General features: G+C 68.6%; 24 protein-coding genes. 13 read left to right on the top strand and 11 right to left on the bottom strand.

From position 1 onward, the window contains the following. Window positions 1-80 precede the first annotated feature (80 nt). The 4 genes from ACH45E_RS31755 to ACH45E_RS31770 are packed head-to-tail and all read left to right on the top strand — an operon-like array spanning window position 81 to window position 2,857. Complete coding sequence (locus tag ACH45E_RS31755) at window positions 81-593, top strand: phosphatase PAP2 family protein (RefSeq protein WP_361448240.1); 513 nt, start codon at window positions 81-83, stop codon at window positions 591-593. Then, entirely contained in the window at window positions 586-1,536 is a 951-nt protein-coding gene (locus ACH45E_RS31760; protein ID WP_399041965.1) for a decaprenyl-phosphate phosphoribosyltransferase, read from the top strand. The genes ACH45E_RS31755 and ACH45E_RS31760 overlap by 8 nt, the downstream gene beginning before the upstream one ends. Continuing rightward, window positions 1,530-1,961 (top strand): GtrA family protein, encoded by a 432-nt coding sequence (locus ACH45E_RS31765; protein ID WP_361448243.1) that lies wholly within the window; start codon window positions 1,530-1,532, stop codon window positions 1,959-1,961. The genes ACH45E_RS31760 and ACH45E_RS31765 overlap by 7 nt, the downstream gene beginning before the upstream one ends. Further along, window positions 1,949-2,857 (top strand): YihY/virulence factor BrkB family protein, encoded by a 909-nt coding sequence (locus tag ACH45E_RS31770; protein WP_361448246.1) that lies wholly within the window; start codon window positions 1,949-1,951, stop codon window positions 2,855-2,857. Before ACH45E_RS31765 ends, ACH45E_RS31770 begins: the two co-directional genes overlap by 13 nt. Here ACH45E_RS31770 and ACH45E_RS31775 read toward each other — a convergent pair. Continuing rightward, window positions 2,805-4,070: a D-alanyl-D-alanine carboxypeptidase gene (locus ACH45E_RS31775; protein WP_361448249.1), complete on the bottom strand. Its 1,266-nt coding sequence runs from the start codon at window positions 4,068-4,070 to the stop codon at window positions 2,805-2,807. The genes ACH45E_RS31770 and ACH45E_RS31775 overlap by 53 nt on opposite strands. Before the next feature lie 49 nt (window positions 4,071-4,119). On the opposite strand from ACH45E_RS31775, the gene ACH45E_RS31780 reads away from it, so the two are divergent. The 3 genes from ACH45E_RS31780 to ACH45E_RS31790 all read left to right on the top strand — a co-directional run bounded on the left by ACH45E_RS31780 (window position 4,120) and on the right by ACH45E_RS31790 (window position 7,405). Further along, the gene (locus tag ACH45E_RS31780) at window positions 4,120-4,359 is read left to right on the top strand and encodes an SCO4848 family membrane protein (protein WP_361448252.1); all 240 of its coding nucleotides are present in this window, start codon (window positions 4,120-4,122) and stop codon (window positions 4,357-4,359) included. A gap of 25 nt (window positions 4,360-4,384) precedes the next feature. Next, window positions 4,385-5,665 carry a metallophosphoesterase gene (locus tag ACH45E_RS31785; RefSeq protein ID WP_361448255.1) on the top strand — a complete coding sequence of 427 codons (1,281 nt, stop codon included), beginning with the start codon at window positions 4,385-4,387 and terminating at the stop codon, window positions 5,663-5,665. Between the two features lie 183 nt (window positions 5,666-5,848). After that, window positions 5,849-7,405, top strand: coding sequence for an ABC transporter substrate-binding protein (locus ACH45E_RS31790; RefSeq protein ID WP_361448258.1), 1,557 nt, complete (start codon window positions 5,849-5,851; stop codon window positions 7,403-7,405). A gap of 100 nt (window positions 7,406-7,505) precedes the next feature. Here ACH45E_RS31790 and ACH45E_RS31795 read toward each other — a convergent pair whose 3' ends face one another. Beyond that, entirely contained in the window at window positions 7,506-8,951 is a 1,446-nt protein-coding gene (locus ACH45E_RS31795; RefSeq protein WP_361448261.1) for a HAMP domain-containing sensor histidine kinase, read from the bottom strand. Then, entirely contained in the window at window positions 8,948-9,634 is a 687-nt protein-coding gene (locus ACH45E_RS31800; RefSeq protein WP_361448264.1) for a response regulator transcription factor, read from the bottom strand. Before ACH45E_RS31800 ends, ACH45E_RS31795 begins: the two co-directional genes overlap by 4 nt. A gap of 166 nt (window positions 9,635-9,800) precedes the next feature. Between ACH45E_RS31800 and ACH45E_RS31805 the strand changes: the two genes are divergently transcribed. After that, window positions 9,801-12,230: an MMPL family transporter gene (locus tag ACH45E_RS31805; RefSeq protein WP_361448267.1), complete on the top strand. Its 2,430-nt coding sequence runs from the start codon at window positions 9,801-9,803 to the stop codon at window positions 12,228-12,230. Here ACH45E_RS31805 and ACH45E_RS31810 read toward each other — a convergent pair. From ACH45E_RS31810 to ACH45E_RS31835, 6 genes are all read right to left on the bottom strand, one after another. Further along, window positions 12,223-12,837 carry a Uma2 family endonuclease gene (locus ACH45E_RS31810; protein WP_361448270.1) on the bottom strand — a complete coding sequence of 205 codons (615 nt, stop codon included), beginning with the start codon at window positions 12,835-12,837 and terminating at the stop codon, window positions 12,223-12,225. The two genes, ACH45E_RS31805 and ACH45E_RS31810, sit on opposite strands and share 8 nt — an antisense overlap. 90 nt (window positions 12,838-12,927) lie before the next feature. Then, a complete protein-coding gene (locus tag ACH45E_RS31815; protein ID WP_399041970.1) occupies window positions 12,928-13,704 on the bottom strand; it encodes a TetR/AcrR family transcriptional regulator in 777 nt (258 codons plus the stop codon). Beyond that, complete coding sequence (locus tag ACH45E_RS31820) at window positions 13,661-14,155, bottom strand: DCC1-like thiol-disulfide oxidoreductase family protein (RefSeq protein WP_361448276.1); 495 nt, start codon at window positions 14,153-14,155, stop codon at window positions 13,661-13,663. The genes ACH45E_RS31815 and ACH45E_RS31820 overlap by 44 nt, the downstream gene beginning before the upstream one ends. Continuing rightward, on the bottom strand, window positions 14,152-14,559 hold the full coding sequence (locus tag ACH45E_RS31825; RefSeq protein WP_361448279.1) for a hypothetical protein: 408 nt from the start codon (window positions 14,557-14,559) through the stop codon (window positions 14,152-14,154). Before ACH45E_RS31825 ends, ACH45E_RS31820 begins: the two co-directional genes overlap by 4 nt. 114 nt (window positions 14,560-14,673) lie before the next feature. After that, entirely contained in the window at window positions 14,674-15,084 is a 411-nt protein-coding gene (locus ACH45E_RS31830; protein ID WP_361448282.1) for a VOC family protein, read from the bottom strand. A 76-nt stretch (window positions 15,085-15,160) separates the two neighbouring features. Next, on the bottom strand, window positions 15,161-15,694 hold the full coding sequence (locus tag ACH45E_RS31835) for a hypothetical protein (RefSeq protein WP_399041973.1): 534 nt from the start codon (window positions 15,692-15,694) through the stop codon (window positions 15,161-15,163). 34 nt (window positions 15,695-15,728) lie between these two features. On the opposite strand from ACH45E_RS31835, the gene ACH45E_RS31840 reads away from it, so the two are divergent. The 4 genes from ACH45E_RS31840 to ACH45E_RS31855 all read left to right on the top strand — a co-directional run bounded on the left by ACH45E_RS31840 (window position 15,729) and on the right by ACH45E_RS31855 (window position 22,851). Continuing rightward, complete coding sequence (locus ACH45E_RS31840) at window positions 15,729-20,417, top strand: polymorphic toxin-type HINT domain-containing protein (protein ID WP_399041975.1); 4,689 nt, start codon at window positions 15,729-15,731, stop codon at window positions 20,415-20,417. Window positions 20,418-20,442: 25 nt separating this feature from the next. Next, window positions 20,443-20,874, top strand: a complete 432-nt coding sequence (locus ACH45E_RS31845) for a barstar family protein (RefSeq protein ID WP_361448288.1) — start codon at window positions 20,443-20,445, stop codon at window positions 20,872-20,874. A gap of 580 nt (window positions 20,875-21,454) precedes the next feature. Then, window positions 21,455-21,937, top strand: a complete 483-nt coding sequence (locus ACH45E_RS31850; RefSeq protein WP_361448291.1) for a hypothetical protein — start codon at window positions 21,455-21,457, stop codon at window positions 21,935-21,937. Between the two features lie 542 nt (window positions 21,938-22,479). Next, window positions 22,480-22,851, top strand: coding sequence for a hypothetical protein (locus ACH45E_RS31855; protein WP_361448294.1), 372 nt, complete (start codon window positions 22,480-22,482; stop codon window positions 22,849-22,851). Between the two features lie 239 nt (window positions 22,852-23,090). Here the strand turns inward: ACH45E_RS31855 and ACH45E_RS31860 are convergent, their stop codons facing one another. Both ACH45E_RS31860 and ACH45E_RS31865 read right to left on the bottom strand, forming a co-directional pair. Continuing rightward, window positions 23,091-23,312 (bottom strand): DUF397 domain-containing protein, encoded by a 222-nt coding sequence (locus ACH45E_RS31860; RefSeq protein WP_361448297.1) that lies wholly within the window; start codon window positions 23,310-23,312, stop codon window positions 23,091-23,093. A 9-nt stretch (window positions 23,313-23,321) separates the two neighbouring features. Further along, window positions 23,322-24,173, bottom strand: a complete 852-nt coding sequence (locus ACH45E_RS31865; protein WP_361448300.1) for a helix-turn-helix transcriptional regulator — start codon at window positions 24,171-24,173, stop codon at window positions 23,322-23,324. Between the two features lie 145 nt (window positions 24,174-24,318). On the opposite strand from ACH45E_RS31865, the gene ACH45E_RS31870 reads away from it, so the two are divergent. After that, complete coding sequence (locus tag ACH45E_RS31870) at window positions 24,319-24,771, top strand: ATP-binding protein (RefSeq protein WP_361448303.1); 453 nt, start codon at window positions 24,319-24,321, stop codon at window positions 24,769-24,771. Window positions 24,772-24,869: the final 98 nt, after the last annotated feature.

A 24,869-nucleotide genomic window follows, 5' to 3' on the forward strand; every position in this document is an offset into this window, starting at 1 on the left:
CTCCCCGAAATGGGTGATTAATGGGATGTCGCTCAATATTGCCGTAATCAAAGCGGCCCGGGCGTGAACAGTGGATCCACATGGACGACATGGATCGCGACCTGGACCACCGGATCCTTTCCGCACTCCACGCCCGGGGTGCCGACCCGTGGGTGGCGTCCGCCGCCCGCGGACTGTCCCTGGCCGGTGAGCACGGCGCGCTGTGGCTCACAGCGGGTCTTGCCGGAGCCGCCGTGGACGGTGCCCGGCGTGGCCCCTGGTTGCGCGGCACGGCGCTCGTCGCGGGCGCGCACCTCGCCAGCATGGGCGTGAAGCGGATCGTGCGCCGCGCACGCCCCGCGCACGTCGAACCCCTGGTGCGGACCGCCGGCCGGTACTCCTTCCCCAGCTCGCACGCCGCCTCCGCCGGGGCCGCCGCGGTCGCCTACGGAGCACTCGGGGTGTACGCGGTGCCGCCGCTCGCCGCCGCCATGTGCCTGTCCCGCCTGGTCCTGGGCGTGCACCACCCCTCCGACGTGGCGGCGGGCGCGGCCCTGGGGATGCTGACCGCGCGGGCGGGAGCGCGCTGGATGAGGGAGAGCGCCCGTGGCTGATGTCGCGCTCCTGGAACACCGCCCGGCCGGCGAGCGGCCACCCTCACCCCCGCACCGCCCGGGCAGCCTCCTGGGCGGCCTGCTGAAGGCCACCCGCCCGAAACAGTGGGTCAAGAACATCCTGGTCCTGGCCGCCCCGGCCGCCGCCGGGCGGCTCTTCTCCCGGCATGCGCTCACCCAGGTCTGCCTGGTCTTCATCCTCTTCACCGCCTGCGCCGCCGCCGTCTACCTGATCAACGACGCCCGCGACGCCGAGGCCGACCGCGCCCACCCCACCAAGTGCCGCCGCCCCGTAGCCGCCGGCCGCGTCCCCGTGCCCGTCGCCTACGCCACCGGGGGCACCCTGGCCGTGCTCGCGCCGGCGGGCGCGGTCTGGCTGGCCTCGCCGGCCGTCGCCGCCGTGCTGACGGCGTACCTCGGCATGCAGCTGGCGTACTGCCTCACCCTCAAGCACGTGCTGGTCGTCGACCTCGCCGTGGTCACCACCGGCTTCCTGATCCGGGCGGTGATCGGCGGGGTCGCGCTCGGCATCCCGCCGTCCCGCTGGTTCCTGATCACCACCGGCTTCGGGGCGCTGTTCATGGTGTCGGCCAAGCGCTACTCCGAAGCCGTGCAGATGGCCGGGCGGCCGGGTGCCACCCGCGCGCTGCTCACCGAGTACACCACCGGCTACCTGCGCTTCGTCTGGCAGCTGGCGGCCGGCGTCGCCGTCCTCGCCTACTGCATGTGGGCCCTGGAGGAGGGCGGTGTGCCGCACACGAGCGTGCTGCCCTGGCGGCAGCTGTCCATGATCGCCTTCGTCCTCGCGATCCTCAGGTACGCCGTCTTCGCCGACCGCGGCATCGCGGGCGAGCCCGAGGAAGTGGTCCTGCACGACCGCGCCCTGACCCTGATCGGCGCGGCCTGGCTGGCCATGTACGGCCTGGCGGTGGCCAATTGGTGACCCCGGTACGGCGGGGCGAACTGCTCGGCTTCGCCACCGTGGGCCTCGTCGCCTACGCCACCGACCTGGCCCTCTTCACCTGCCTGCGCGGCCCCGCCGGCTGCGGCCCGCTGACCGCCAAGGCCCTCTCCTTCGCGGCCGGCTGCACGGTCGCGTACGCCGGCAACGCCCTCGGCCCCTACCGCGACACCCGGCCCAGCGGCCTGCGCCCGTACGCCGCCTTCTTCGCCGTGAACCTCGCCGGCGCCCTCGTCCAGCTCCTCTGCCTCACCATCAGCCACTACAGCCTCGGCCTCACCTCCCAGCGCGCCGACACGGTCTCCGGCGCCGGAATCGGCATGGCCCTGGCCACAGTCCTGCGCTTCTGGGGTATCCGGACATTGGTCTTCCGAGACGAGGGCAGAAGCGGATCATGGACTGGCTGAAAAAGCTCCCCGGAGTCGGGCCCCTGGTCGCCCGCCTGATGACCACGCACGCGTGGCGCTCGTACGAGCGTCTGGACCGGGTGAAGTGGACACGGCTGGCCGCCGCCATGACCTTCGTCAGCTTCATCGCGCTGTTCCCCCTGCTGACCGTGTCCGCCGCGGTCGCCGCCGCCACGCTCAGCCCGGCCCAGCAGCACGACGTCGAGAGGAAGATCGCCGAGCAGTTCCCCGGCATCTCCGACCAGCTGGACATCAGCTCGCTGGTCCAGAACGCCGGTACCGTCGGCGTCATCGCGGGCGCCCTGCTGCTGCTCACCGGCATCAACTGGGTCGGGCAGGTGCGCGACTGCCTGCGCGCCGTGTGGGAGCTGCCCGACACCGAGGAGAACCCCCTGCTGCGCAAGGGCAAGGACGCCGGGATCCTGATCGGGCTCGGCGGCGCCCTGCTGGTCACGCTCGCCGCCTCCATCGTCGCCTCCGCGGCGGTCGGCCGGGTGGCCGGCGGTCTCGGCCTCGCCGAGCACGGCTGGGGCAGCGTGCTGCTGCGCGTCGTCGCGTTCGCCGTCGCCGTCCTCGCCGACTTCCTGGTCCTGCTGTACGTCCTGACCCTGCTGCCCGGCGTCGAGCCGCACCGCCATCGCCTGTTCGTCGCGGCGCTGACCGGAGCGGTCGGCTTCGAACTGCTGAAGCTGCTGATCAGCGGCTACATCCAGGGAGTCGCCTCGAAGAGCATGTACGGCGCGTTCGGCGTCCCCGTCGCCCTGCTGCTGTGGATCGACTTCACCGCGAAACTGGTCCTGTTCTGCGCCGCCTGGACGGCGACGGGGAGCAAGGACGTCGAGCTCAGGAACGAGTCCGCCGGCGTACGAGATCCGGCAGCGGCCACCGGCGGTTGACCAGGAACGCCCCGCCGCCCAGCAGCACCAGCAGCCCCCCGGCGATAGCCCCGGCGATGCCGACGCCGCGCCAGCCGCCGGAGGGGGCGGCGGCCACCGGCCTCGACGACGACCCGCCGGCGCCGGTGCCCGTACCGCCCGTCTGCCCGGGCGACGCGCCGGCGCCGGGCCGTGAGGTCGCCCGGGCGGCGCTCTTCGGCGGTACCAGCTCGCCCACCGGCTGGACCTTGCCGACCGCCTGGAAGCCCCAGTCGAAGAGCCGGGCGGCCTCCTTGTAGACCTCGTTGTGCTCGCTCTTCTCCGGGTTCATGACGGTGACCAGCAGCACGTGGCCGCCTCGTTCGGCGACGCCGGTGAAGGTGGCGCCCGCGTTGGTGGTGTTGCCGTTCTTCACGCCCGCGATGCCCTGGTAGACCGGGACGTCGGTGTCGCCGCTGAGCAGCCGGTTGGTGTTCCGGATGTCCCCGGAGCCGAACTTCGCGGTCACGGTCGAGCAGTAGTCCCGGAAGTCCTTCTTCTGCATCCCCGAGCGGGCGAACAGCGTCAGGTCGTACGCCGAGGACACCTGCCCCGGCTCGTCGTAGCCGTCGGGACTGATCACATGGGTGTCGAGGGCCTGGAGGTCGTCGGCGTGGGCCTGCATGTCCTTGACGGTCCGGCCGATGCCGCCGTTCATCCGGGACAGCACGTGCACCGCGTCGTTGCCGGAGCGCAGGAAGACGCCGAGCCACAGGTCGTGGACGGTGTAGGTGTGGTTCGCCTTGACCCCGACCAGGCTGGAGCCGGCGCCCATGCCCGCCAGGTCGGCCGGCACCACCTTGTGCTCGGTCGTCTTCGGGAAGCGCGGCAGGACCGTGTCGGCGAAGAGCATCTTCAGCGTGCTCGCGGGAGGCAGCCGCCAGTGCGCGTTGTGCGCGGCCAGCACCTCCCCGGACTCGGCGTCGGCGACGACCCAGGAGCGCGCGGTGACGTCCTTGGGCAGCACCTGGACACCGCTGCCGAGGTCGACCTGCGTGCCGGGCCGGCCGAGGCGGGTGCCGCCGACCGTGGACATGCCCGCCGGGGGAGTGGCCGACGGGCTCGTCGAGGGGGTGGCCGACGGGCTTGTCGGGCTCGACGGGCTCGTCGGGGTCTTTGTTGAAGGGGTCGGCGCGGCGACGGCGGCGGGCGTGGCGAGGGAGGCGGACAGCAGGGCGACGGACGTGACCAGCAAGCTCCCACCCCGGGCGCGGCGCCCGACGGACCCCGGCGATACTGAACGTATGAAGCTCAGCCGCCCCGTGTCCTGGTTCCTGCTCGCCTTCGGGGTGTGGAGCTGGGTCATCTGGGTCACTTTCGTCAAGAATCTCGTCAAGGACAGCAGTGGTCTCGCCTTCGACGACGGTCACCCGACGGCGTACTTCTGGGTGCACCTGACGCTGGCGGTCGTCTCCTTCGTATTGGGGACGGCCATCGGGGTCATCGGGTTGCGCGGCCTGCGCGCACTGCGCCGGACGTCATAACGGGAACGACGGGGGACAAGGCTAAGTGATCATCGTCTTCGTGCTGGTCGCCCTCGCGGTCCTGGCCGTCGTGGCGGCCCTGCACTGGTACGTCTGGCGCCGCCTGGTCCGCGACACGACGGCGGGTCCCGGCACGGCACGCCGCGCGGGCACGGCCGTCTTCGTCGCCGGTCCGGTGCTGATGATCGCCGCCCTGGTCGCCGAACGCGCCGGCGCCCCGTTCTGGCTCCAGCGCACCCTCGCCTGGCCCGGCTTCCTGTGGATGCCCCTGGCGCTCTACCTGCTGCTGGCGGTGGTGGCCGGGGAGGCGGTACGGCCCGTGCTGCGACGGCTGTCGGAGAGGCGGGGGCGAACCGTCCCGTCGCCGGTGGCCGTACCGGCGGTGGCGGCTACGGTGGCCGTACCGGATGCCGTACCGGCAATGGAGCAGCCGGAGGCTCCCGAGGAGACCGAGGCGCCCGCCCAGGCGTCCCCACCCCCATCCCCACCCTCCCGTCGCCTCTTCGTCTCCCGGGTCGTCGGCGGCGCCGCCGCCACCGCGGCCGTGGCGACCGTCGGCTACGGCACCTACGGCGTGCTGCGCGGTCCGAGGGTGAAGCGGGTCACCGTCCCGCTGGCCAAACTCCCGCGCGCCGGGGGCGGGTTCCGGATCGCCGTCGTCAGCGACATCCACCTCGGCCCGGTCCTCGGCCGGGACTTCGCGCGGAAGGTCGTCGAGACCGTCAACGGCACCCAGCCCGACCTCATCGCGGTCGTCGGGGACCTGGTGGACGGCAGCGTCAAGGACCTGGGTCCGGCGGCGGCGCCGCTCGCGGGGCTGCGGGCCCGGCACGGCGCGTACTTCGTCACTGGCAACCACGAGTACTTCTCCGGTGCCGAGCAGTGGGTGGCGGAGGTACGGGAGCTGGGGATGCGCCCGCTGGAGAACGCCCGTACCGAACTCCCGTACTTCGATCTCGCCGGCGTCAACGACCTCCAGGGCGAGGGCGAGGGGCACGGCCCCGACTTCCGCAGGGCGCTCGGAGACCGGGACACGGCACGCGCGTGCGTGCTGCTCGCCCACCAGCCGGTACAGATCCACGAGGCCGTCCGGTACGGCGTCGACCTCCAGCTCTCCGGCCACACGCACGGCGGCCAGCTCTGGCCGGGCAACCTCGTCGCGGCGGCAGCCAACCCGACCGTCGCGGGGCTTGAGCGCTACGGCGACACCCAGCTGTACGTCAGCAGGGGCGCGGGTGCCTGGGGGCCGCCCACGCGCGTGGGCGCCCCCTCGGACATCACGGTGATCGAACTGGCGACCCTTTGAACAACCCGTGAAGGAACTGAGATATCCGGCCGAAACAACACCGGGGTAAGTTCTTTCTCATCTAGGCAGATTGCTCTTCCCTCGCGTTAAACACGTGTGATTAGGTGAGCCGCGCCACTAGGGGGTGGCGCTTTTGTGCAGGGCCTGGGTAGGGCTCGGGCAGGGCCTGGGGAGGGCACCACCATGCGATCGCTTCGCATGCGGATTCTTGCGACTTTTCTCGTTCTGGCAGCCGTGGGAGTCGGTGGCTGGCAGATGCTTCCGTCACAGGGGGACAAGGACAAGACCATCACGGTCGGCACGACGGACGCCGTCACCTCGCTCGACCCGGCCGGCGCCTACGACGCGGGCTCCTGGGCGCTGTTCGGCAACGTCTTCCAGTCACTGCTGACCTTCGAGCCGGACGGCGTCACGCCCGTGCCGGACGCGGCGAAGAGCTGCGGGTTCGTCGGCAGCGGGCTGACGGCCTACCAGTGCGAGCTCCGGGCCGGGATCACCTTCCCGAGCGGCCGGGCGATGACCGCGCAGGACGTGAAGTACTCCTTCGACCGGGTCAAGAAGATCAAGTCCGAGGTCGGCCCGGCGTCCCTGTTCTCCACCCTCGCCTCGGTGACCACCGTCGGCGACACCGTCACCTTCCACCTCTCCTCACCGGACGCCACCTTCCCGTTCAAGGTGGCCACCGGCGCGGGTTCGATCGTCGACCGGGAGAAGTACCCGGCCGACGGCCTGCGGACCGGCAGCGAGGTCGACGGCACCGGACCGTACCGGCTCACCGGGTACACCAAGGACAAGCTGGCCACCCTGGAGCCGAACTCCTCCTACAAGGGCGACGTGAACGGCACCGGCCGTCCCGTCGAGCTGCGCTACTACGGCGACTCCGACAAGCTGGACGCCGCCTGGAAGGCCAAGCGGATCGACGTGGCCACCCGTACGCTGCCGCCGGGCGTCCTGTCCGGCCTGTCCGCCAGCGACCCGGGCCGGCGCGTCACGGAGTCCGACAGCTCCGAGACCCGCAACCTCTACCTCAACACCCGCAAGAACTCCCCGCTGCACGACGTGCCCGTCCGGCGGGCCCTGGCCTGGCTGGTCGACCGGGAGCAGCTGGCCGCGAAGGTGTACGACGGCACCGTCGACCCGCTGTACTCGCTGATCCCGGCCGGCCTCACCGGCCACTCCACGTCGTTCTTCGACGACTACCCCAAGCCGAGCACCGCGAAGGCGAGGCAACTGCTCACCGAGGCCGGCATCACCACCCCGGTGCGCTTCACCTTCGGCTACGGCAAGGGCCGCGGCGCCGCCGCCGAGGAGGCCGCGGCGCTGAAGAAGCAACTGGAGGCCGGCGGCCTGTTCAAGGTGGACCTCAAGGGCTACGAGTGGACCGACTTCCAGAAGCGCTGGGCGGACGGCAAGCTGGACGCCTGGGCGGTCGGCTGGGTCGCCGACTACCCCGACCCGGACACCTTCGGCGCCTCGCTCGTCGGGACCGGCTCCACGATGAACACCGGCTACAGCAACAACCTCGTCGACCACCTGATCACCGACAGCCAGCAGTACGCCGACCGCAGCCAGGTCGCCCAGGACTTCCGCACCCTCCAGGACGACGTGGCCGAGGACGTGCCGCTCATCCCGCTCTGGCAGCGCAAGGAGTACGTCGTCAGCAACGAGGACGTCGGCGGCGGCCAGTACCTCGTCGACGGCACCGGCCTGTTCCGCCTGTGGCGCCTCGACTGGATCTGACACGGCCACTGCACGCCCATACGGGCGTGCACTCCGGCGGGGTCACCGCGACCGCGAGTCCCTCGCCGGGGGCCGGTGGTCCTGGGTGGCACCGGTCTGTTCAGGACCGTACGGGCGCGCGCTCCGGCAGGGTGACCGTGACCGCGAGGCCTTCGCCGGGGGCTGTCCGGACGGTCACCTCGCCCCCGTGCGCGTGCACCACGCCCTGCACGATGGCCAGGCCCAGGCCGCTGCCCGCGCCGCCGCCCGCTCGGAAGAAGCGGTCGAAGACGCGGGCCGCGTCCTCCTCGGCCAGGCCGGGGCCCTCGTCGGCGACGCACAGCCGCACCACCCCGTCCGCGCGCTCCACGGCCAGCCGTACCGGCACGTCGGCGGGCGTGTGCGTGCGGACGTTGGCCAGCAGGTTGCCCAGCACCTGTCTCAGCCCCGACTCGTCGGCGCGCACCAGCAGCACCCCGTCCGCGGCCACGGTGACCGGCCGGTCCGGCTGCTGCACCGTGAGGTCCTCGGCGGCCTCCCGCACCAGCCGGCCGACGTCGACGTTCTTCAGGCGCAGTTCGGGACGCTGGTCGAGGCGGGCGAGGGTGAGCAGCTCGTCGACGAGCCGGCCCATGCGATCGGCCTCCGCGTTCATCCGGTCCCAGGCGCGCTTCCGCTCGCCCGGCTCGCTCAGCATCCCCTTGTCGTACAGCTGGAGGTAGCCGCGTATCGCCGCGAGCGGGGTGCGCAGCTCGTGCGAGGCGTCGGCGACGAAGCGGCGCAGCTGGGCCGCTGAGCGCTCGCGCGTGCGGTACGCCGACTCCACCTGGTGAAGCATGGAGTTGAGGGCCAGCCGCAGCTGCTCGACCTCCTGCGTCGGATGGTGGCTGGAGGGCACACGCCGGGTGAGGTCGCCCTCGGCGATGGCGGACGAGGTCTCCACCATGTCCTCCAGCGGCCTGAGCCGGCGCCGCACGCTGAACATGGTCAGGCAGCACAGCAGCGCGAGCAGAAGCGTGCCGACGGTGAGGTCGAGCTTGAGGGCCTTGGCTATGCCGTTGTGCAGGGCCTCGGTGGAGGTGGCCAGCAGGATGTACGGGCCGTCGGCGAGGCGGGTCGCGGTCACGCGGTAGGCGGCGCCGTGCACGGTGACGTCACGCGGGCCGGGGTCCGCGGCGAGGGCGCGCGGGTCGGTGACGGCGGCGGCGAGCGAGCGCTGCGCTTCGGTGGGCTGGATGTCGAAGAGGGCGAGAGGCTTCCCGCGGCTGTCGACGGCGGTGAAGATCGAGTCCGGTGTGGGCTGCTGATCCTCGTGCCGGGGCGCGACGCGGTCACGGACGAAGTCCAGTACGCGCAGTGAGTCGACCTGTTGCAGGGTGAGCCCCGAACTTCCCAGCGAGCCCCGCATCTTGGTCAGCTCGGTGTCGATCTGGCCGATCAGATAGTGCCGCATACCCATCACGCTCACCGCGGTGGCCACCACGATGCCGACGGCGAGCAGTCCGACGTTGGCCAGGGTGAGCTTGCCGCGCAGGGAGTGCACCCCGCGCCTGGCGCGTGGCCTCATGCGAGCCCGTATCCGACCCCGCGCCGGGTGGTGATCACGGGCGGGCCCAGGGCGTCGAGCTTGCGCCGCAGATAGCTGATGTACGTCTCCACGACGGTCGACTCGGCCGGGGCGTGCTCGTACTGCCAGACATGGCGCAGCAGTTGCTCCTTCGGTACGATCCGGCCGCTGTTGCGCACCAGGAACCGCAGCAGCGCGTACTCGGTCGGGGTCAGCTCGACCGAGCGGCCCGCGCGGTGCACCGAGTACGTCGTCTCGTCCAGCTCCAGATCGCCGTATCTGAGGGGCGGACGCTCGGGGATGACATCGGCCGGGCGAGTGCGGCGCAGCACCGCGCCGATCCGGGCGACGACCACGTCGATGTCGAACGGCTTGGTGATGTAGTCGTCGCCGAAGCCGAGCGCGCCGACCATCTCGGCGGGGGAGTCGCGCGCGGTGAGGAACACCAGCGCCAGATCCGGCTGCCGGGCGCGCAGTTCGCGGCCCAGGGCGCGGCCGTCGCCGTCCGGCAGCATGATGTCGAGCAGGGCGGCGTCGGGCCGGGTGCGCTCGGTGAGCGCGAGGGCCTCGCGGACGCCGCCAGCGGTCATCACCTCGAAGCGGTGGTAGCGCAGGGCGATGGCGAGGACGTCCGCGATGCTCTCCTCGTCCTCCACCACCAGCACGGTTCCTGGAGCCGTCATGCCCCCAGTATCGGCGGAGCCACTGACAGCGGGGGCGGATCGAGCTTTGGAGTTCCTTGAGAGTCATGCGTGTCACGTGCCCACGCGCGCGTGCCGGTGCCGATCCTGTAGCCCAGGACCTGGGGGACCGACCGATGAAGTAATGATCTGCTAAGGAGCGTTGAGCGTGACGGCATGGGCACGGTGGTGCTACCGGCATCGGCTGGTGGTCCTGTTGTTGTGGGTGGGGGCGCTGTTCGGCCTGGGCTTCGCGGCCTCGACGGCGGGCACGGACTACGCGAATGTCTTCTCCCTCCCGAACACGGACTCCAAGCGGGCGTACGACCTGATGGAGAAGGCCTTCCCGGACAGCGCGGGCGACACCGACACGGTGGTGTGGAAGACCGAAGGCGGATCGGTGCGCGACGCGTCCGTGAAGTCCCGCGTCCAGCCCGCGCTGGACGAGATCGCGAAGATGAAGGGCGTCGGCGAGGTCGCCGGCCCCTACACGGGCGCCCGGGGGGCGGCGCAGATCAGCCGGGACGGGCGGATCGCCTACGCCCGGATCACGTTCACCGAGCAGGCCAACGCCGTACCGAAGGAGCTCGTCCAGCACGTCCTCGACACCGCACAGAAAGCCGAACGCGGCGGTCTGGAGGTCGAGTTGGGCGGCCAGGCCATCCAGCGGGTGCAGCAGCCGCCGCAGGGTCTGTCGGAGATGGTCGGCATCGTCGCCGCGGCCGTCGTGCTGTTCCTGGCCTTCGGCTCGTTCCTCGCGATGCTGCTGCCGATCGGGATCGCGGTCTTCGGCGTCGGCACGGGCCTGTTCTCCGTCCAGCTGCTCAGCCACACCACCGACATCCCCGACATCGCGCCGCTGCTGTCCTCCCTGATCGGCCTCGGCGTCGGCATCGACTACGCGCTGTTCATCGTCACCCGGCACCGGCGCGGCCTCACGCGGGGCATGGACCCCGAGGAGTCGGCGGTCACCGCCCTCAACACCTCCGGCCGGGCGGTGCTGTTCGCGGGCGGCACGGTGTGCATCGCACTCGCCGGCATGCTGGTGACGAACCTGCGCTTCCTGGACGGCGTGGTCATCGGCACCTCGCTCACGGTCGTGCTCAGCGTCCTCGCGGCCACCACCCTCCTCCCCGCCCTGCTCGGCTTCCTCGGCCCGCGCGTGCTCAGCCGCAGGCAGCGGCGCCGGCTCGCCGCCTCGGGCCCGGAGCCGGAGCAGGAGAGGGCGAGCAGCCTCGCCGCCCGCTGGTCGGGGACCGTGCAGAAGCGCCCGCGGACGATCGCCGCCCTCGCCCTCGTCGTCATGGCCGTCCTCGCCCTGCCGGTGCTGTCCCTGCGCCTGGGCGCGACGGACCAGGGCAACGACGACGCGTCCACCACGACCCGCAAGGCCTACGACCTGCTCGCCGAGGGCTTCGGCCCGGGCTTCAACGGCCCGCTCCAGGTGGTCGTCTCCAGCGGTGACACGGCCGCCCTGGTCAAGGACATCCAGGCGACCAAGGGGGTCGCCCAGGCCGGCGCGGTGCCCGCGCGCGGGGGCGTGACGGTCGTACAGGTGGTCCCGAAGACGTCACCGCAGTCGAAGGAGACCGACGACCTCATCGATCGCCTGCGGGACGAGGTGATCCCGGAGGCGAGGGTGCAGGCGCACGTCGGCGGGGTCACCGCGATCTCCAAGGACTTCGCGTCCGTCACCGGCGACCGCCTCCCCTACTTCGTCGCGACGATCATCGGCCTGGGCTTCCTGCTCCTGCTGGTCGCCTTCCGCTCCCTGGTGGTGCCGCTGACGGCCGCCGTGATGAACCTGATCGCGGCGGCGGCCTCCTTCGGCGTCCTCGTCGCGATCTTCCAGTGGGGCTGGGGCCTGAGCCTGCTCGGCCTCGGCAAGGAGGGCCCGATCAACGCCTTCCTGCCGGTCATCATGCTGTCCCTGCTCTTCGGCCTGTCCATGGACTACCAGGTGTTCCTGGTCAGCCGGATGCACGAGGAGTGGGTGCACACGAAAGACAACGCGCGCGCGGTCCGCGTCGGCCTCGCCGAGACCAGCCGGGTGATCAACTCCGCGGCCCTGATCATGGTCTGCGTGTTCATGGCCTTCGTCCTCAGCGGCGACTCGGGCGCGGCGATGGCGGGCGTGGGCCTGGCGGCGGCGGTCGCGCTCGACGCGTTCGTCCTGCGTACGGCACTGGTCCCGGCCGCGATGCACCTCATGGGGAAGGCCAACTGGTGGCTCCCGGAGTGGCTGGAGAAGCGCCTGCCGCACCTCGCGGTGGAGCCGAAGGAGGAACCGGCGGAGGCTGCACCCGCCGCGGCTGCGGAAGGCTCCGCCTCGGTGGTCCACGGCTATGTCCGCACGCCCGACGGCGAGCCGGTCGGGGACGCGGCGGTGACCCTGCTGTCCAAGGGCGGTCGCCAGCTGGACCGGGTGACATCCCTGGCCGACGGCTCGTACATCGTGTCGGTGCCGGGTCCGGGGTCTTATCTGCTGGCGGTGACTGCGGGGGCGCACGGCTCCAGGGCGCGGCATGTGGTCGTGGGGGACGGGCCGTTGGTGTATGACGTGGAGGTGGCGGAGGGGGAGGTGGACGCGGTCAATTAGCTTTCTTCTGCCCGGCCTTGAGGATCTGGTCGACGTCGAGGGTGACCTTGGCGCCGATGGAGTCCGGGAGGGTGACGAGCTCGCCGGGGGCATGGGGGCGGTGGTACTGGTACTTGCCCCCGGCCGGTTCGGCGAGCACGTGAAGACGCTGGTGTTTTCGGTCCACGATGACGTAGACGGGCACCTCGGCCTCCGCGTAGGCGGCGACCTTCGTCTTCAGGTCGTCCTTCCAGTTTCCGGAGGTGACCTCCAGGACGAGTCGGAAGCACACCGGGTCGTACGCGTTGTTCTCGGCGTAGTGGTCGTCGATGTCGGCGTCGACCACCACGAGGTCGGGGATGGCGTAGTCCTCGGCACCGGTCGGCAGCCAGAGCCCGACGTTCTGGAGCACCTCGGTTTCGTCGTCGTCGAGTCCCGCCGCGATGAAGGGGCGCATGAGTTTCGTCAGCGCGCGAGCGTGAGGGACATCCGGGGATGGGGCCACGATGAGGTGGCCTCCGATGATCTCGACGCGGTAGCCCGGATGGCGCTCCATGATCTCGTCGGCGATGGCCGTGAGCGAGAACGGCTCGTCGTCGAAGGGCTGCTCGACGGATGCAGCGGACATCGCGTGCCTCCTAGGGGCTGGTGTCGAGAGCATCATCGTAGGCAGGCCGGGTGCTGGATGTCCCCTTCGCGCCCGTCCACCCGAAAGTGATCACTCCCCCTGCCGCTCCCGCCCCGCCGGATCCGGCAGCGCCCTCGTCATCCCCGGCAGGAAGTCCGTGAACAGCTCGTGCACCTCCCGCACGAGCGGCCGCAGCACCCGGAACCGCGCCAGGTACACACCCCGCGAGGTGAGCCGCGCCCCCCGCTCGGCGAGCCGGTAGCTGCGCTCGCGCCCCTCGGTCCGGTCGAAGATCCAGTACAGGACGAGCCCCATCTGGGAGAGCCACATCAACTCGGGCAGGATGTCCCGCAGTTCCTCCGGCACCTTGGTCTTCGTACCGGCCAGCACCTCCCGGTGAACGCTGATGGCCTCCACGCGCGCGTGCTCCGACTCGGGGGAGAAGGGGCTGAGCGGGCTGTCGGGGTCGGCGGCGTTCTTGAAGAACTGCACCGCGAACTCGTGGTACGGCGTGGCGATGTCCAGCCAGACCCGCAGCACGCCCGCGAGCCGTGCCTCGAGGTCGGTCTCCCGGTCCAGGACCTCCCGGACCGCCACCCGGTGCTCGGCGGCGATCCGGTCGTAGAAGCCCTGGATCAGGTGCTCCTTGCCCTCGAAGTAGTAGTACGCGTTGCCGACGGAGACCCCGGCCTCCTTGGCGATGGCCCGCATGGTCGTCTTGTCGTAGCCCCGCTCCTGGAACAGCCGCATCGCCGTCTCCAGGATCAGCGCGCGGGTCTGCTCGGACTTGCTGGCTTCGTTCTTCGCGGACACGGACAAGAGCCTAACGAGTACCGCAGGTCCCGCCGTCACAGCCCGGCGGGTCATAGCTCCACCCCCGGCTCGGGTGGTACGACCACCCGTCTCCTCGCCGGTACGCCTTCCCTCCCCACTGCGCCCCCCGCCACATCGCCGCCGCCAGCACCGCGCCCTTGGCCAGCGCGGCCCCCGTCGGAGTGCTGAGCCGGTGGGCGAGCGGGCGGTGCTCGCGCAGCGCCCAGAGGACCACGACCCAGGCGGCCGCACCCCGGTAGACCTGCCCGGCGTCCCCCACCACGGTGACCTCGTCGAGGGTCCCGCCGTGATCCAGCGAGGGGAACCGCGCCCGCGCCTCCTTTGACCCCGCCGGCACCAGCTCCAGCGGCACCAGCTGCCGCTGCCGTACGAGCCAGTCCCGTACGTGGGTGCACAGGGTGCAGTCGGCGTCGTACAGCACGGTCAGCCCGCGGACCGGGACGCGCACGGCGCCCCGGTCCCCGGCCCTCGCCACCGTGCTCACGCCCCGGCCTGCGGTGCGGCCCAGCCCTGCGGCGCGACGGGCGGGATCTGCTCCCGCTCCATGATCCCGCGCCGGCGGATCCGGTTCAGCACGTACACGTTGCCCAGGTGCATCACCCCGAGCACCAGCAGCACCACGCCCAGCTTGGTCGACAGCGCCTCGAAGATCTGGCGGGTGTCCTCGATGGTCTCGTCGCCGCTCAGGTACAGCGCCACGAAGCCGAGGTTGACCAGGTAGAAGCCGACCACCAGGAGGTGGTTGACGGCGTCGGCGAGCTTCTCGTTCCCCTGCAGCACGTCCGCGAGGAACACCCGCCCGTTGTGGCTGAGCGTCCGGGCCACCCAGACGGTCAGCCCGATGCTGACGACCAGGTAGATGACGTAGGCGATGACCGTGCGGTCCATGCCCCCACCCCTTCTCGACATTTCTTGAACGCGTTCAAAACGCTGACAGCAGAGACTGTAGACCTGTTTTTGAACATGTTCAACTCAATGGAGGGGGCTGCCGTGAGCCGGGCGTCAGGGGCGCCGGCCGAGCTCCGGCCGCTTGGTGTAGTCGGTGAACCCGAGGACGTTCCCCCACGGGTCGGCGACCTCCACGGTCCACCCCGTGGCCACGGAGAAGGCCTCGTCGAGCGGCTCGATCCCGGCGTCGGCGAGCTTGCGGACCGCCATGCGCGCGTCCGGCACCTCCAGCCACAGCCGGGTCGAGGGCCAGGCCGGCGGCCGCTGCCCCAGCCCGTACTCCACCCGCAGCAGAATCCCGGGCGTCTCGCCCCCGACCTTCAGCAGCGCGATACCGGCCTCGTCGAACCGGAACCCCACGACGAACCCGGCCCGCTCGTAGAACTCCACGGCCTCACCGAGGTCCCCGACGGGCAGCACCACATTGTCGAACCCGAGCAGTTCGTAGGACTCTTCATCTGACATGCCATCAGATTAAGTAGACGCGCCCCCGGACCGAGGAGCCCGAACCGCCCGGGTCACCCACCCGGACGAGACGACGTCACAGCGGGGCGAGCTCCGTCCGCCCCTCGAACCGCCCGCCGGCCTGCGCGGCGAGCCAGTGGACGCGGTCCAGATCCTGCTCTCCCCGCACATGCACGTGAACGGTGTGGTCGGCGCTGTGTTCGTACTGGTAAAGGTCCCGGGAGTTCACCGACAGCGTCAGATAAGCGTACTTCTGGGAGATCGACTCGAGCCCCGCCTCCGGCACCTCGGGCCACTCGTTCAGGTCCCAGCGCACGGCGGCGGCGTCCTGGGGCCCCAGGGCCCGGACGAACGGCTCGGCGAGTTCCAGTGGGTGACACCAGTCATGCACGGAGACGGGCAGACACTCCACCGGATCGTCCCCGTTCTTCGCCGACCGCCCGTCCGACTCCTCCCCCGCCCACCAGTCCAGCCCGGGCAGCACCCGCAGCGCCCCCGCCAGCCCCTCCCGGGACCGGAGCAGCGCCTCGAAGTCCACCTCGGCGTACCGGTACGAGGATCCGGCCTGGGCCAAGAGCGACGACGAGTTCACCCGCCCGGCGCTGCGCACGTACAGCGACTGGCGGGGCTACCGACAGGTCAAGGTGGTCAAGGGCAGCAAGTCCATATCCGACAAGGGCGACCCGCAGTCGCAGTCCCTCTCCGTCACGCGCTACTTCCAGGGCACCGGCGGTGAGGTCAAGGACTCCACCCGCAAGTACACGCTCCTGACGGACGACGCACCTCAGTACGCCGGCATGACCGCGGAGACCATCACCTACCGCGACTCCGACGGCCAGGTCCTCAACCGCACCCTCAACTACCCCTGGTCGAAGCAGACCGCGTCCCGCTCCCGAGAGAACGAGGACGGCACGGACGCGGCGCCGCTCCTCGCCCACCGCACGGGCATCAAGCGGACGGACGCGATCCAGATGCTGGACGACGACGGCAGTTGGCGGGCCGTCCGCACCCTCACGGAAGTCGACCCCACGTACGGTCTCCCGGTCCAGGTCGAGACGGCGGTCGTCAAGCCAGACGGAAGCGGCGAGACGCTCTCCGAGCAGACCTGCACCAGGACGTCGTACGTCCACAACACGACGGCATGGCTGATCGGCCTGCCGAAGGAGCAGCGCACCACGGGCACGTCCTGCGCCGGCTACGACACGGCCGACCCGGCGACCAAGCTCAAGTCGGCGGTGCGCAACAGTTACGACAAGCTCGCCTACGGCTCCACGCCGGCCAAGGGCCTGGCCACTTCGGTCGCCGAGATCGACGGGGCGGGCACCTCGTACCCGGTCGTCACCGACACGACGTACGACGACCTGGGCCGCGTCCGCACGGTCACCAAGCCGGGCGCCGGTACCAGCGAGACGCAGTACACACCCGAGGCGGGCGGTCCGGTCACCGCGACCAAGACGATCAACGCCAAGGGACAGGCCACCACCACGACGCTCGACCCCGGCCGCGTCCTTCCGCTGACAGTCACCGACGCCAACGGGCGTGTGACGCGCAGCGAGTACGACGACCTCGGCCGTCTGGTGAAGGGCTGGTCACCGTCCCGTTCGTCGGGCGGCAAATCACCCAACATCAAGATCACCTACGACCCGGCGATCGCCACGTCCGACGAGAACCACCCGGCTGCCGTGACCGTCCAGACGCTGCGGGACGACGGCTCCTACGCCGACGAGGTCACCCTCTACGACGGCCTGATGCGCGAAGTCCAGACCCAGACCGAGGCCCACGGCCCCGGCCGGATCATCGCGGACACCACGTACGACGATCACGGCCTGGTCGACAGGCAGACCGGTGCCTACCTCGCGAAGGGCGAGCCCGACACGGGGCTCTTCGAGCCCAGGTCGAGCACGCTGATCCCCACCTGGACCAAGCACCGCTACGACGGCCTGGACCGCGAAATCCGCGCGGCGGTGTACCACGACGGCGACTACAAGTACTCGACGTACACCAGCTACGGCTTCTCCAGCACATACGTGAACCCGGCCGGCTCGACGGCGCCTCGGACGAAGACCTCCTACGACGCGCTCGGCCGCGTCACCTCCGTCAAGCACTACACCCAGGACGACTCCGACTCCAGCGCGGGGCGCACCACGACGTACGAGTACGACGCCCGGGGCAACCGAGCCAAGGTCACCGACCCGGCGGGCAACGCGTGGACGTACACCTACGACGCCCGCGGCCGCGTGACGTCCTCCGACGACCCCGACACCGGGACGACGCAGACGTGGTACGACACCGCGGACCGGCCCAACCGTGTGAAGAACGCACGCCAGCAGGACGTCTTCACCGAGTACGACATCCTCGGACGCGCCAGGTTCCTGCGGTTCGGGTCGCCGACCGCCAGCCCCGTCAGGGAGTACACGTACGACGACGCGCCCGGCGGCATCGGCAAGCCGTACGCCTCGATCCGGCACACCGACAACGGGGACTACGTCAACCGCGTCACCGGCTACGACGCCGACTACCACGTCACCGGCAGCGAGACGGTCATCCCCGCCAACTCGATGACGACGGGCCTGGCGGGGACGTACGCCTACTCCTACACGTACACGCCGACGGGCAAGCCCGCGACGGCCACCCTGCCCGCGACAGGCGGACTGGCGAGGGAGAAGGTCGTCACCCGCTACACCACCGACGGCCTGCCGGAGTCGACGTCAGGCCTGACCTGGTACACGGCCGACGTCACCTACTCGCCCTACGGCGAGCCGCTGCGCACCGTCTCCGGGTCCCAGCCCTACCGCGTGTGGACGACCAACTTCGTCGACCCGCACACCGGCAGCCTCCAGCGCACCGTCACCGACCGCGAGACGGCCGACCCGCACCGCATCGCCGACAGCCACTACTCCTACGACACCACCGGCACGATCACGTCCAACGCCCGCGAGCTCACCGACGCGGCGGGCGACACCTGGGACACCCAGTGCTTCACGTACGACGTCCTGGGCGAACTGGTGCACGCCTGGACGTCGGCCGTAGCGCCGGGCGGCAAGGGCACGGGCTGCAAGGCGTCCAACGGCAAGACGTGGGGCTACCGCACGGACTACACAACATCCTCCGGCCCGGTCACCGACGCCCCTGACGCGGCGACGGACACCACAAGCCCCGACGCCGACCTGACTTCGACGCTCTCGGCGGCGGCCCCGGACACGACCACCCTCTCCACGGGCGCAACGGCCTACTACCAGTCGTTCACCTTCGACTGGCTCGGCAACCGCGCGACGATGACCGACCACGACCCGACGGACGCGACGAAAAACGCCACGTACAGCTACGGCTACGGCAAGACGGTCGCCGCGACGAGTACGACCCCGGCGTACACCGCCCAGCCGCACACGGTGACGTCGACCAGTTCCAGTCCGTCCGGCAAGGGCAGCGCCTACACATACGACGCGACCGGCAACACAACCGTCCGGAACCTCTCCAACACCACCCAGAACCTGACCTGGTCCCCGGACAACATGCTCGACTCCCTCACGGCCGACGGCAAGAAGACGACGTACGTCTACGACGCCGACGGCAACCGTCTGCTGGAGAACTCGTCCGCCGGCTCCACCCTGTACCTGGGCGAGACCGAACTGACGACGAACACGTCGGGCACCATCACGAAGGCGTCGCGTTCGTACACCCAGTCGGGCGCGCCCACAGTGGTCCGCACGACGACCAACGGCGCGACAACGGGCCACAAGCTCAACGTCCTGATCGCCGACCAACTGGGCACGGCCAACACGTCGGTGGAACTGTCCAGCACCCAGCCGATCATACGCCGCGCGTTCAAGCCCTACGGCGAGACCCGCGGCACGAAGCCGTCGAACTGGCCGAACAGACGCAGCTACCTTGGCGTGGGCATCGACGACACGGCCACAGGCCTGACCCATATGGGCGCCCGCGAATATGACCAGAATTCGGGTCGATTCCTCTCGGCGGACCCGGTCATCGACCTCGCGGCCCCGCTGCAGATGAACGGCTATGCGTACAGCGGTAACAGCCCGATCAGCAAGAGCGACCCGACGGGCCTGTGGTGCTCCAGTTGCAATGATGGCCAGGGCTGGACACGGCCCGACGGCGGGACCCAGGGCGACCCGAACGGTGGACGCAACTCCGACGGTTCCGTACGCGGCACCCCGAACAGCGGAGGATATTCCGGCGGCAGCTCCGCAGGCCAGTCCGTCGTGGTTGACCTCGGTGACGGCAAGTCCACCTTGCCACCCAAGAAGATCTACCGGGAATTTCAGAGGAAGCTTCCAGGTATTGGTCAGCTGCAGCGGAACAGGGTTTACTTCAGCGATCTCAGCTACGAGCTCATGGTGGAGCTCTACTTCCGTGAGCGCTGCAGCTTCAGCTTCACCGACGGATGCAGTGATCTCCGTCAGTTCTATGACGGCTGGAAGCACGTCGACAGCATCGACGCGGTTGACACCTGCCCCGTGTGCGACAACGTCGGGTTTCAGGCAATATTGGAGCGCGTGATCGCCGGGCGGGCCGGAAAGGTGAAATGGGGGAGCTCATGCACCCAGTGTTTCCTGGCCGGCACCGATGTCCTCATGGCGGACGGCAAGACCAAGAACATTGAGGATGTGAAGATCGGGGAGAAGGTTCTCGCCACCGACCCGGAAACCGGAGAATCCGGTCCCCGGACAGTCACAGCCCTGATCGTCACCGAGCACGACAAGCACTTCAACGAACTGTCCATTGCCACACCCGATGGCATCGAGAAGCTCACCGCTACCTACGAGCACCCTTTCTGGTCCCCGTCAGAGCACGCCTGGCTCAAGGCCGCAGCCCTCAAGCCTGGCATGACGCTGCTCACGGACAAGGGCCACACGGTCCTCGTCACGGGGAACCGCCCCTTCAGCAGGTACGCCCGCACGTACAACCTCACGGTGGACGACCTGCACACGTATTATGTGCTGGCGGGCAAGACTCCGGTTCTGGTTCACAACAGCAACTGCCTCTTCGGCACCCCACTCAAGGATGGGATTTTCGGCCAGAGCAAGGCCGCAACCCAGACCCGAATCCAAGAGGTCGTTGACTTCTACGACATGAACGGGCGACCGCCTGCCATGACGCATCAGGGCGGCAGGAGAGGCCGACCTGCGGGAGAGTACGGCAACGGAAATGGGCAGCTTCCAGATAGGCCGCTCGGCTACTACACGGAGAGCGATGTTTGGCCTTCCGGTAGAGGGACGGGAAATCGAGGGGTGGAGCGTCTCGTATTCGGAGGGAAGGGTGAGGTGTACTACACATCCAATCACTACGACAATTTCATCCGGCTTCGATGAGGAGTTGGCGAAAGGCTGAGGCAACGTGCAGTGGCGACCGATCTCTAGCGTCATCCCAGGGCTGTCTGCCCCGCCCTATCTGCTTCCAGAGGCTGGCCGAGATGAGGTCAGGCGTCGCGTAGAGGGTCAGGGATTCGCAGTCCGATGCGTCGACGCCTCACGCTTCGAATCGGAGCGTGACGCCTCTCTGGCGGTCGGGCGGGAGCTTGACTTCCCGAGCTACTTTCGTGGTGGCTGGGATGGGTTCTTCGACTTGCTGTCTGCTGAGTTTCAGGAGAAGCCGCGTCGATTGATCGTGGGGCTTCTGAACTCGGATGTTCTTGCAAGTCGGGATTTGCGCCTGTTCGTCAACACGTCGTGGCACCTGCAGGATGCGACGGAAACGATCGAGTCTGAGGGTGGCGGCGAATGGCAGCTAGAATTCTTCTACTGGGGGACCTGGCGCCCAGAAGGGTAGTGAGGTTGGCCCTCTGCCTGTGATCGCGTCGTGAGCGTTAGCGAACTACAGGCCCCACCGGAACCTTCCGGTGGGGCCTGTGCGGTGTCTGACGGCAGTAGTTGACGCTGCGGCAACACCCACGGATTTCCACGCACAACCACGGACACCAGCGGACTGCGAAACTGCCGTTGACCTGCGAATATACAGGTAGAAGGGGGACGCGTAGCACACGTATTATGTGCTGGCAGGTCAGACGCCGGTCCTCGTTCACAACAGCAATGGGTGTCCGACTATCGATGACAGTCACATCGTGAATAACCACACACCCGAGGGAATGCTCTCAAGTGATCGTTCCAAGACGGAATGGTTGCCTGAGACCTCGCAGGCGTCACGTTCGGCTCTAATCAACGATGTGCTGAAGCGTGGTCGGGTAGTAAAGGACACGCAGAACCGCGATGGAATCGTCAAGGAATTCACGTATGAGGAGCCGATCGGATACGCGCGAGATCGTGGTAGGACGCCGCTCTACACGCTGCGTGTCTACTACGACCCTGACCTCAACCATGTACGAAACGCCTTCCCTGTGAGATGAGGGCCTGTGAAGATCTCTTTTTCGCCGAGTCTGGACTATACAGATCATGGGCGAGAGCGCACGCGCGCGGGCGATCTGGCTGCTGTATCCAGGGCTGATCTGAGGTGGTACTACTTCCTCGGACGTCTTTCGATCTCCCGCTCAGGCGTCGAGGTTGGACCCCCGTGGGGTTGGGTGCCGCTGTTCGATGCGATGTACTGCGTTCAGCAGGTGATGGTCTTCGCTCAAGGAGGAAACGCGCTTGGGAAGATCGACTTCACCGAGAATGATGAATTCATCAGCTTCGAGCTGGACCGAGATGGCCTGCGTGTAGTTCCGACCTATCTGGAGTTCGAGCTGCGTTGCTCCGTCGATGAATTTGTAGCAGCTGGCGTCAATTTCATTCGTGAGGAGCTACAGAGGGTGGTAACGGAATATCCCTCGCTCACTCGTAACCAGCATGCGCGTGCGCTGGCGATGGAAGTGGATCTGGAGATTTCTGAGGCGTAGAGGGCGCCTCTGTACAGTGCAAATATGAAGCTCCGTCAGGAGCGTCCTGGCAGGGCTTCTGCGTGGTGTGACGCAGCGGCAACAACCACGAACAAACCCGGCCGAACGCGCACTCCAGTGAACCGCCGAATACCGCTTGACCTGCGAAAACGCAGGCGGGGAGGAGTTGCGTAGCAGGCGTACTATGTATTGGCGGGTAAAACTCAAATTCTCGTGCACAATTCGAGCTGTGTTGTCAGGTGTGACGCAGGTTTTATGATGGGGCAGCTCACCAGAAATGGCTCTGCCAAGGCGTCTCAGTTGGAGCAGTTCGGGCATGCGAACGGGTGGGTCCGTAGCCGGACGGAGAACAGGCCCATTAAATTCTGTGACGCTAACGGGATTCTCCGGCTCGTCATCAAGAAGGGCACTGGCAGGGCTCCAGGAAGCAGTGGCCCGCACGTTGAAATGAGAAATGCCAATGGGGGGCGAATCGACTCGTTCGGGAATCCCGTTGCTCGGAAGAGTCCCGGAAATCACACGCCCATCGAATGGGATCTGGGATGAATGACTACAGGAAAGTAAGTTGGTTGGCCGTTTACCACTTGGAAGAGAGCTATGTGCTCGACATTCAGGCTAGCCCGGGGCTCTTGGCCGTTGAGGCGGATCTGGCTCTGCACGTCGATCACCCGCAGCACAGGCCCGCTTTGCCCGGTGAGAGACACTGCTACCTACGAGGAACGCTGCAGTTCTCGCAAGTGGTGGATTTGCATTGGGTCGATCAGGGTGCTCCGCCGGCAAAGGATGCAAGTGGCGAGCTGGACTACGGGACCGTTGACTCGCTTGAGGTGGATGGGGATCTGTACATCATGACAGGCGACTTCGGGCGTATCTCTGTGACTGCTTCCAAACTGTCGATTCGGTTGCATGACTGAGGAATGAGGTTCCTCGAAGCGCTGTGGCAATCCATCGCTCCGAATTGAGCATGATGCCTACTGCTGGACGGCGGCACTTCTGCTCTGTCGTCCTGCTTCGCAGATCTGCAACAGGCGAGTTGCAGCGCCCCAGAGGCCCCGCCGGAATGTCTGAACTCTGGCAGAGCCTCTTTGGCCTCCGCCATTGAGGCGATCCCACCGGTTGCGGAACGGCACCCGAATGGCGCTTCCCGCACTGCTCAAACTGCGGTGGGAAGACGCTCGCTGGTGGTGACTGAGGGTCCTTGATCGGTCCTGAAGGCGGATATCAGGGCGTCGAGTTGGCGAGGGCCGGTGGTCAGGATCGTCTGCGGTTCATCGCTTTCACGGAGGAGGATCGTGCCGGTGGGGGTGGTGGCGAGGTAGACGCAGGAGGAGGCCTCCTCGCTGTACGTGGACTTCTGCCAGTTGGGTTCGGTCATGGCCGGCCTTCAGATGTCGTGGGCGATGCGGTGGATGAGGTCACGGGAGGCGTCGGCTTCCAGGGTGGCCTCCTCCATGCGGTCCAGGATGAGGCGATACTTGGCCAACTGTGCGACCGAGTCGATGAGTTCGCTGCCATGTGCCGCGTCGAGCTGCGCTGTGTCGAGTGCGGGAACCGGCCCGTGCGCGTAGTCGAGGCCGTGTCCGACGGTGGGGAAGACCGTGCCGTCGAAGGGAATCACCCGGAGGGTGACGTGCGGCTGTTCGCTCATCTTGATGAGGTGGTCCAACTGGGCGCGGGCCACCTCCCGGCCACCGAACCGCATACGCAGAGCGGCCTCGTGGATGATCGCCGTGTACTGGGGTGGCCGTTCCCGGTACAGGACGGCCTGGCGCTTGATCCGGTGAGAGATGCGGTACTCGATCTCGTGCGGGCGTAGCTCCGGGACCACTTGGCGGAAGAGGGTGCGGGCGTGCTCCGGGGTCTGGAGCAGTCCTGGGATGTTGATGACCTGGGCCACGCGCAGGGCGACCGCATGGTGTTCCATCTCCGCGACGTCCAGAAAGCGGGGCGGCAGGGTCTCTCGGTACTCCTCCCACCAGCCCCGTTCGCGGTGCGTCGCCATGGCCACGAGTGTGTCGATCAGGGACGCGTCAGTGCAGTCGTAGTTGTGGGCCAGCGTACGGATGCGCTGCTCACTGAGGCCGAAGCGCCCGGTCTCGATGTTGCTGATGCGTGCCTGGTTGGCGCCGATCATCTCGCCGGCCTCGCGAGCGGTGAGTCCCGCACTCTCACGCAGCTTGCGCAGTTCCGCCCCCAGACGGATCTGACGTGCCGTGGGTGTCTGCCGTGGCGGCATGCGTGTCCGCTCCCTTGTCGTACACAGTCACCCGCAGGGGTGGATCGTCGGATGCATCTGCAGTTTCCGTAGTAACCATTCTACGGTCGCCGCTACGGTGAGTCGCAGCTGCTTCAAGTCCCCCCACCGCAGGAGGCGTCCAGCCATGGCCACCGTATCCCCGTCCGGGTGCGAAGCACCCCCGACTTGGGCGTACGCCCTCCAACTGCCCCACGACGCCCGCGCCGCCCGGATCGCCCGGGTCACCCTCCGTGCCGTACTCACCGGGCACGGCATGGCCCAACTCCAGGAACACGCCGAACTGCTGGCCTCGGAACTGGTCACCAACGCCTACCGGCACTCCACCGGCCCCGTGACACTCCGCCTTCGGGGGATGGGCGGCAGCCGTCTGAGAGTGAGTGTCTGGGACACCAACCCCCACATTCCGCCGCCCTTCGACAAGCGTCAGGGCCGCCGTCCCTGCCCCGTTCCGGCGGGCGCCACCAGCGGACGGGGGCTGTTCCTCGTGTGCCACTACGCGGACGCCTGGGGCGGCTACCCACTCGGAGACGATCTCTTCGGACGGGGTGGGAAGCTGCTGTGGTGTGAGGTCTCGTGACGGCCCCGTGCCCTCAGGGAGAGCGGCGAAGGCCCCGCCCCAGGCGGACAGCGGGTGCTGACCGGGCCGGCCGTACGCGAGCCAGGGGCCGGCGCCTG

This window comes from Streptomyces sp. NPDC020299, from assembly GCF_044387825.1.
GTDB lineage: Bacteria > Actinomycetota > Actinomycetes > Streptomycetales > Streptomycetaceae > Streptomyces.

What these genes read in the sequence shown, in the direction of transcription:
- ACH45E_RS31795 (WP_361448261.1), bottom strand. Translation starts at nt 8,951, where the DNA reads ATGAGGCCACGCGCCAGGCGCGGGGTGCACTCCCTGCGCGGCAAGCTC.
- ACH45E_RS31830 (WP_361448282.1), bottom strand. Translation starts at nt 15,084, where the DNA reads ATGTCAGATGAAGAGTCCTACGAACTGCTCGGGTTCGACAATGTGGTG.
- ACH45E_RS31755 (WP_361448240.1), top strand. Translation starts at nt 81, where the DNA reads ATGGACGACATGGATCGCGACCTGGACCACCGGATCCTTTCCGCACTC.
- ACH45E_RS31800 (WP_361448264.1), bottom strand. Translation starts at nt 9,634, where the DNA reads ATGACGGCTCCAGGAACCGTGCTGGTGGTGGAGGACGAGGAGAGCATC.
- ACH45E_RS31825 (WP_361448279.1), bottom strand. Translation starts at nt 14,559, where the DNA reads ATGGACCGCACGGTCATCGCCTACGTCATCTACCTGGTCGTCAGCATC.
- ACH45E_RS31860 (WP_361448297.1), bottom strand. Translation starts at nt 23,312, where the DNA reads ATGACCGAACCCAACTGGCAGAAGTCCACGTACAGCGAGGAGGCCTCC.
- ACH45E_RS31870 (WP_361448303.1), top strand. Translation starts at nt 24,319, where the DNA reads ATGGCCACCGTATCCCCGTCCGGGTGCGAAGCACCCCCGACTTGGGCG.
- ACH45E_RS31855 (WP_361448294.1), top strand. Translation starts at nt 22,480, where the DNA reads ATGAATGACTACAGGAAAGTAAGTTGGTTGGCCGTTTACCACTTGGAA.
- ACH45E_RS31770 (WP_361448246.1), top strand. Translation starts at nt 1,949, where the DNA reads ATGGACTGGCTGAAAAAGCTCCCCGGAGTCGGGCCCCTGGTCGCCCGC.
- ACH45E_RS31815 (WP_399041970.1), bottom strand. Translation starts at nt 13,704, where the DNA reads ATGACCCGCCGGGCTGTGACGGCGGGACCTGCGGTACTCGTTAGGCTC.
- ACH45E_RS31810 (WP_361448270.1), bottom strand. Translation starts at nt 12,837, where the DNA reads ATGTCCGCTGCATCCGTCGAGCAGCCCTTCGACGACGAGCCGTTCTCG.
- ACH45E_RS31790 (WP_361448258.1), top strand. Translation starts at nt 5,849, where the DNA reads ATGCGATCGCTTCGCATGCGGATTCTTGCGACTTTTCTCGTTCTGGCA.
- ACH45E_RS31865 (WP_361448300.1), bottom strand. Translation starts at nt 24,173, where the DNA reads ATGCCGCCACGGCAGACACCCACGGCACGTCAGATCCGTCTGGGGGCG.
- ACH45E_RS31780 (WP_361448252.1), top strand. Translation starts at nt 4,120, where the DNA reads ATGAAGCTCAGCCGCCCCGTGTCCTGGTTCCTGCTCGCCTTCGGGGTG.